This window comes from Microbacterium sp. K24 (assembly GCF_004794465.1).
GTDB lineage: Bacteria > Actinomycetota > Actinomycetes > Actinomycetales > Microbacteriaceae > Microbacterium.
In genome coordinates this window covers 1-5,567 of record NZ_SSDJ01000007.1, presented here as the reverse complement: position 1 = coordinate 5,567, position 5,567 = coordinate 1, and the positions used below count along the sequence as shown (strand labels likewise).

Sequence of the window (5,567 nt, the reverse complement as noted above, 5' to 3'; positions counted from 1 at the left end):
TAAAAGAAGTCCGGCGGTGTCCTACTCTCCCACAGGGTCCCCCCTGCAGTACCATCGGCGCTGTGAGGCTTAGCTTCCGGGTTCGGAATGTAACCGGGCGTTTCCCTCACGCTATGGCCGCCGAAACACTATTGATGTTTCAATCAAACACATAACAAAGTCATTGTTGTTATGCGGTTCTCGACCGTACATCGAGAACCACTCAGTGGACGCGTAGCACCAACAAACGGTGTGTTATCAAGTCATCGGCTTATTAGTACCAGTCAGCTGCATGCATTGCTGCACTTCCACATCTGGCCTATCAACCCAGTAGTCTGGCTGGGAGCCTCTCACCCGAAGGTATGGAAGTCTCATCTTGAGGCCGGCTTCCCGCTTAGATGCTTTCAGCGGTTATCCATCCCGAACGTAGCTAATCAGCGGTGCTCCTGGCGGAACAACTGACACACCAGAGGTTCGTCCAACCCGGTCCTCTCGTACTAGGGTCAGATCCTCTCAAACTTCCTACGCGCGCAGCGGATAGGGACCGAACTGTCTCACGACGTTCTAAACCCAGCTCGCGTACCGCTTTAATGGGCGAACAGCCCAACCCTTGGGACCTACTCCAGCCCCAGGATGCGACGAGCCGACATCGAGGTGCCAAACCATGCCGTCGATATGGACTCTTGGGCAAGATCAGCCTGTTATCCCCGAGGTACCTTTTATCCGTTGAGCGACAGCGCTTCCACAAGCCACTGCCGGATCACTAGTCCCGACTTTCGTCCCTGCTCGACCTGTCAGTCTCACAGTCAAGCTCCCTTGTGCACTTACACTCGACACCTGATTGCCAACCAGGTTGAGGGAACCTTTGGGCGCCTCCGTTACTTTTTGGGAGGCAACCGCCCCAGTTAAACTACCCACCAGGCACTGTCCCTGAACCGGATTACGGTTCGAAGTTAGATATCCAGAGTGACCAGAGTGGTATTTCAACAATGACTCCACACGAACTGGCGTCCATGCTTCAAAGTCTCCCACCTATCCTACACAAGCCACACCGAACACCAATACCAAGCTGTAGTAAAGGTCACGGGGTCTTTCCGTCCTGCTGCGCGTAACGAGCATCTTTACTCGTAATGCAATTTCGCCGAGTTCGCGGTTGAGACAGTTGGGAAGTCGTTACGCCATTCGTGCAGGTCGGAACTTACCCGACAAGGAATTTCGCTACCTTAGGATGGTTATAGTTACCACCGCCGTTTACTGGGGCTTAAATTCTCAGCTTCGCCTTGCGGCTAACCGGTCCTCTTAACCTTCCAGCACCGGGCAGGCGTCAGTCCGTATACATCGTCTTGCGACTTGGCACGGACCTGTGTTTTTAGTAAACAGTCGCTACCCACTAGTCTCTGCGGCCACCACACCCTTTTCGGAGCAAGTCCGTATAAGTGGATGGCCCCCCTTCTCCCGAAGTTACGGGGGCATTTTGCCGAGTTCCTTAACCACGATTCTCTCGATCTCCTTGGTATTCTCTACCTGACCACCTGAGTCGGTTTGGGGTACGGGCGGCTAGAACCTCGCGTCGATGCTTTTCTTGGCAGCATAGGATCATCCACTTTTTATCCGCATCGTGTCTCAGCCTCAATGAATCGCGGATTTGCCTACGACTCGGCCTACGCACTTGCACCAGGACAACCATCGCCTGGCTTGGACTACCTTCCTGCGTCACACCTGTTAATACGCTAACCGCACCAGAATGGGGTCGTGCGCTAGGCCCAGAGCGTCACCCCGAAGGGATCAGTCACTGGGATTCAGACACTTAGCACTACTGGATTAGCTTGGGCGGTTCTTCGCCGGTACGGGAATATCAACCCGTTGTCCATCGACTACGCCTGTCGGCCTCGCCTTAGGTCCCGACTTACCCAGGGAAGATTAGCTTGACCCTGGAACCCTTGGTCTTTCGGAGGACGTGTTTCTCACACGTCATTCGCTACTCATGCCTGCATTCTCACTCGTGTAGCCTCCACGGCTGGTTCACACCGCCGCTTCGCTGGCCACACGACGCTCTCCTACCCATCAACACGGCTGGACCACGAAGGCCTACCAATAATGTCAATGCCACAACTTCGGTGGCGTGCTTGAGCCCCGTTACATTGTCGGCGCGGAATCACTTGACCAGTGAGCTATTACGCACTCTTTCAAGGGTGGCTGCTTCTAAGCCAACCTCCTGGTTGTCAAGGCAACTCCACATCCTTTCCCACTTAGCACGCGCTTTGGGACCTTAGTTGGTGGTCTGGGTTGTTTCCCTCTCGACTATGAAGCTTATCCCCCACAGTCTCACTGCTGCGCTCTCACTTACCGGCATTCGGAGTTTGGCTGACGTCAGTAACCTTGTAGGGCCCATCGGCCATCCAGTAGCTCTACCTCCGGCAAGAAACACGCAACGCTGCACCTAAATGCATTTCGGAGAGAACCAGCTATCACGAAGTTTGATTGGCCTTTCACCCCTATCCACAGCTCATCCCCTCAGTTTTCAACCTAAGTGGGTTCGGTCCTCCACGACGTCTTACCGTCGCTTCAACCTGGCCATGGATAGATCACTTCGCTTCGGGTCTAGGACATGCGACTGAATCGCCCTATTCAGACTCGCTTTCGCTACGGCTACCCCACACGGGTTAACCTCGCCACATATCGCTAACTCGCAGGCTCATTCTTCAAAAGGCACGCTGTCACCCCTACTAAGGAGGCTCCAACGGTTTGTAAGCAAACGGTTTCAGGTACTATTTCACTCCCCTCCCGGGGTACTTTTCACCTTTCCCTCACGGTACTTGTCCGCTATCGGTCATCTGGGAGTATTTAGGCTTATCAGGTGGTCCTGACAGATTCACACGGGATTTCACGGGCCCCGTGCTACTTGGGATACTCTTCGCGCCAAGCAAGGCATTTCGACTACGGGGTTGGCACCCTCTATGACCGGCCTTTCAAGACCGTTCGTCTATACCTTCTTGTAACGCCGCCACCTCGGCAGAGATGACTGAAAAGTCCCACAACCCCCAACGTGCAACGCCTGCCGGCTATCACACACGCTAGGTTTAGCCTGTTCCGGTTTCGCTCGCCACTACTAACGGAATCGCGGTTGCTTTCTCTTCCTGTGGGTACTGAGATGTTTCACTTCCCCACGTTCCCTCTACCCGCCCTATATATTCAGGCGGGAGTCACTAGGTCGGCACGCCGCCCAGCGGGGTTTCCCCATTCGGACACCCTCGGATCAAAACTTGCTTATCAGTTCCCCGAGGCTTATCGCAGATTGCTACGTCCTTCTTCGGCTCCAGATGCCAAGGCATCCACCGTTTGCTCTTAAAGACTTGAAATCACATGAGTTTGAATCAGAATCGACACCGAACCCCGAAAGGTCCGGATTGAAATTGACTAATGATCTTTAAGATCATCTTGTGCAACCGATCCGAAGATCAGCTGCAAGATGCTCGCGTCCACTGTGTAGTTCTCAAAGTACGGGCGGTACCCCTTGACGCCACCCCAACCGGGGAAACGACAAAAGGTCCAGAGGTACAGAAACAGATCCGAAGATCCGCATCCGGTCCCTCAGGACCCAACAGCGTGCAGGTGCGACATCCGCCACCCTCCCCGTTCCCACCAGACCCGAAGATCCGACGTACTAGAGAAGAGCAACATCCTTCGCACCATGTCAAATGTTCCACCCATGAGCTCCCAGCGAAGAACGAACGTCTTCGATCTGGGTTCTGGACACCCGAAGGTGTCAGATGCTCCTTAGAAAGGAGGTGATCCAGCCGCACCTTCCGGTACGGCTACCTTGTTACGACTTAGTCCTAATTACCGATCCCACCTTCGACGGCTCCCTCCACAAGGGTTAGGCCACCGGCTTCAGGTGTTACCGACTTTCATGACTTGACGGGCGGTGTGTACAAGACCCGGGAACGTATTCACCGCAGCGTTGCTGATCTGCGATTACTAGCGACTCCGACTTCATGAGGTCGAGTTGCAGACCTCAATCCGAACTGGGACCGGCTTTTTGGGATTCGCTCCACCTCGCGGTATTGCAGCCCTTTGTACCGGCCATTGTAGCATGCGTGAAGCCCAAGACATAAGGGGCATGATGATTTGACGTCATCCCCACCTTCCTCCGAGTTGACCCCGGCAGTATCCCATGAGTTCCCACCATTACGTGCTGGCAACATAGAACGAGGGTTGCGCTCGTTGCGGGACTTAACCCAACATCTCACGACACGAGCTGACGACAACCATGCACCACCTGTTTACGAGTGTCCAAAGAGTTGACCATTTCTGGCCCGTTCTCGTATATGTCAAGCCTTGGTAAGGTTCTTCGCGTTGCATCGAATTAATCCGCATGCTCCGCCGCTTGTGCGGGTCCCCGTCAATTCCTTTGAGTTTTAGCCTTGCGGCCGTACTCCCCAGGCGGGGAACTTAATGCGTTAGCTGCGTCACGGAATCCGTGGAATGGACCCCACAACTAGTTCCCAACGTTTACGGGGTGGACTACCAGGGTATCTAAGCCTGTTTGCTCCCCACCCTTTCGCTCCTCAGCGTCAGTTACGGCCCAGAGATCTGCCTTCGCCATCGGTGTTCCTCCTGATATCTGCGCATTCCACCGCTACACCAGGAATTCCAATCTCCCCTACCGCACTCTAGTCTGCCCGTACCCACTGCAGGCCGGAGGTTGAGCCTCCGGATTTCACAGCAGACGCGACAAACCGCCTACGAGCTCTTTACGCCCAATAATTCCGGATAACGCTTGCGCCCTACGTATTACCGCGGCTGCTGGCACGTAGTTAGCCGGCGCTTTTTCTGCAGGTACCGTCACTTTCGCTTCTTCCCTGCTAAAAGAGGTTTACAACCCGAAGGCCGTCATCCCTCACGCGGCGTTGCTGCATCAGGCTTGCGCCCATTGTGCAATATTCCCCACTGCTGCCTCCCGTAGGAGTCTGGGCCGTGTCTCAGTCCCAGTGTGGCCGGTCACCCTCTCAGGCCGGCTACCCGTCGACGCCTTGGTGAGCCATTACCTCACCAACAAGCTGATAGGCCGCGAGCCCATCCCCAACCGAAATTCTTTCCAGACGCAGACCATGCGGTCACGTCACATATCCAGTATTAGACGCCGTTTCCAGCGCTTATCCCAGAGTCAGGGGCAGGTTGCTCACGTGTTACTCACCCGTTCGCCACTGATCCCACAGAGCAAGCTCCGTGTTCACCGTTCGACTTGCATGTGTTAAGCACGCCGCCAGCGTTCATCCTGAGCCAGGATCAAACTCTCCGTAAAAAAGAAATGCATACCCCATCGGGAAAACGATGACGCAGCGAGTTTGATGCTGACCAAAGAGACAAATTCATTGCTGACTTCATCCGAATGCCAACCCCACAAGGAGGTTGGTCTTTGATCCAAAGGAATTCTCACCCAGCCGAAAAACGACCGAACGAGGATAATTTGGCATTTGACAAGTGCACGCTGTTGAGTTCTCAAGGATCGGATGCTCCCACGACCCAGTCATCACAACCAGGCCCGCACGCTCTACCAGTGCGAACTGACTGGGGAGGGCGCCGGC

3 rRNA genes are annotated in these 5,567 nt (G+C 54.7%); all 3 read right to left on the bottom strand.

The features are described from left to right. Positions 1 to 8 precede the first annotated feature (8 nt). Positions 9 to 125 (bottom strand): 5S ribosomal RNA (gene rrf / locus DW306_RS00070). 108 nt (positions 126 to 233) lie between these two features. Beyond that, a 23S ribosomal RNA gene (locus DW306_RS00065) occupies positions 234 to 3,338 on the bottom strand. 422 nt (positions 3,339 to 3,760) lie between these two features. Further along, positions 3,761 to 5,284, bottom strand: a 16S ribosomal RNA gene (locus DW306_RS00055). The 16S, 23S and 5S rRNA genes sit together here, the layout of an rRNA operon. Between the last annotated feature and the right edge of the window lie 283 nt (positions 5,285 to 5,567).